This is a genomic window from Nonomuraea sp. KM90 (genome assembly GCF_052246675.1).
Classification (GTDB): domain Bacteria; phylum Actinomycetota; class Actinomycetes; order Streptosporangiales; family Streptosporangiaceae; genus Nonomuraea.
The window spans coordinates 1-1,713 of record NZ_JBQQCB010000336.1 but is presented as its reverse complement, the minus strand read 5'-3'; the positions used below and the strand labels follow the sequence as shown (position 1 = coordinate 1,713).

The following is a 1,713-nucleotide window of genomic DNA, read 5'->3' as shown; positions in this document are numbered from 1 at the left end:
CCTCGGTGAGCGCTACCGCCGCATCGCCCGCCGACGCGGCAAGAAGAAAGCCGTCGTTGCGGTCGGCCGCTCCATTCTGACCATCGTCTGGCACCTGCTGTCCAACTCCGACGCCCGCTTCCACGACCTGCTCGTAGTCGCCGTGCAGCGAGATCGAGGTCATGTCCCAGTGCAGGCGGGCCACCTCGATGCCGAACGCCTCGATCGCGGCCAGCCCGACCGACCCGGCCACCTGGTCCAGATGCGGGGCCAGAGCGTCCAGTGCGCGGCCGATCCGGTCATCGTTGAGCAGGGCGGGCTCGACCCCGAACGCCTCACCCACCGCCCAGGCGCGCGCCCAGTCCTGCACGTGCACCAGCGGCGCGGGCGAGGTCAGCCGGTTGGCCACCAGCACCTCGATCACCTGCCCATGAGTCAGCTCCGCGACATCACGCACCGGGCAGGCCGCATCCACCAGCTCCCGGATCCGCAACCGCGAGCAGAACCCGGCCACCACCGGTAATGCCCCGAGCATCTTCTCGACACTGGCCTGGCCCCACTGCGCACGCTGTCGCACCAGCCAGGTCATACCGCGACAACGATCACCACAGCAACCCAGCGATCTTCACTTACCTCGACGTGCGGAAAACGGGGCTAGCCGGGCGTGGGTGAAGAAGTCGATCCATGTAGGGTCGCCGTCGTCGGGGTGGGCGTGGCCGAGCAGGGTTTCGGACTGGGCCAGCGCCAGCCCCGCGGCGCGGCGGGCGCAGGCGCGTCCGTGCCGCCGGGCGGCGCGGGCGTGCGCGCGGGCCTCGACCAGTTTGAAGAACGCCAGCGTGCGCGGGGTGGCGTGGTCGCGGGCGCGCTCGTAGGCGCCCTGGGCCATGTCGATGGCGTCCTCGACGTGGTCGTTGAGTCCGGCCTGCAGGGACATCGAGGCCAGGACGTAGCCGCCGAGCGGCACGTCACCGGCGGCGCGGGCCAGGCGCAGGGCCTGGATGTAGTGCCGTTGGGGCGCCGGCCTGGTCGCCGACGTCCCAGGCCGCATATCCGGCCAGGCGGCCGAGCTGGGCGGTGGCGGAGAACAGCTCGCGGCCCACGGCGTCGGTGTAGGTGCCCTTCAGCAGGGGGACGGCGCGCTCGCGCAGGCAGGCGGCCACCAGGGAGGAGCCGAAGGAGCCGCCGCCGTACTTGGAGTCGAGGTGGCGGGCGTGCTCGGCCGCGTCACGTAGTTCGGCCAGATCGGCGGCGCCGACGCGGCGGCCATGCAACTGCGGGGGCTGGACGGCGCGCGCCCGGTGTCCCTGTGCAAGATCGACGCCTACCCCCGGCGCGTCTATCACGACCACTTCGGGATCAGCCTGGACGATCCTGACCTCCACGTCGGCGACATCGCCGAGCCCGGCGTGGTGGACAAGCTCATCGACGGCTTCGACAAGGCACTGGGCGCTTTGCGGAAGGTGGGCTACCCGCTTGCGGAGGAGGATGTCGCCCGCTTGTCGCCGTTCGGCCGCCGGCACATCAACGTCATCGGCACCTACACCTTCGCGCTGCCCGATCTCGGCCCCGGGGGGCGTGCGGGAGCTGCGAAATCCGGACGAGCCCGGGTGGGACGACTGACGTCGACGTCGACCATCGCGCGGTGGTCCGGGCACGCCGAGGCGGCACAGCACGACCAGCCGCCCAGCCTGCCTTCGGCCTGCCCTGCGCTCCAGGCGGGGGCTTCAAGCTCGC

At 71.6% G+C, this 1,713-nt stretch carries 3 protein-coding genes and 1 pseudogene; 1 reads left to right on the top strand and 3 read right to left on the bottom strand.

Annotation, left to right across the window (positions count from 1 at the left end):
- Positions 1-307: 307 nt before the first annotated feature.
- The 3 genes and pseudogenes from ACTWPW_RS64015 to ACTWPW_RS64005 form a co-directional block, all read right to left on the bottom strand.
- Positions 308-514 (bottom strand): annotated as a pseudogene (locus tag ACTWPW_RS64015) (DUF4277 domain-containing protein); the annotation flags it as partial.
- 90 nt (positions 515-604) lie between these two features.
- Positions 605-1,027 (bottom strand): hypothetical protein, encoded by a 423-nt coding sequence (locus tag ACTWPW_RS64010; RefSeq protein ID WP_443175009.1) that lies wholly within the window; start codon positions 1,025-1,027, stop codon positions 605-607.
- Positions 945-1,250 carry a hypothetical protein gene (locus tag ACTWPW_RS64005; protein ID WP_443175008.1) on the bottom strand — a complete coding sequence of 102 codons (306 nt, stop codon included), beginning with the start codon at positions 1,248-1,250 and terminating at the stop codon, positions 945-947. Before ACTWPW_RS64005 ends, ACTWPW_RS64010 begins: the two co-directional genes overlap by 83 nt.
- Between ACTWPW_RS64005 and ACTWPW_RS64000 the strand changes: the two genes are divergently transcribed.
- The coding region (locus tag ACTWPW_RS64000) for a hypothetical protein (RefSeq protein WP_443175007.1) at positions 1,245-1,713 on the top strand (469 nt) is incomplete at its 3' end. The genes ACTWPW_RS64005 and ACTWPW_RS64000 overlap by 6 nt on opposite strands.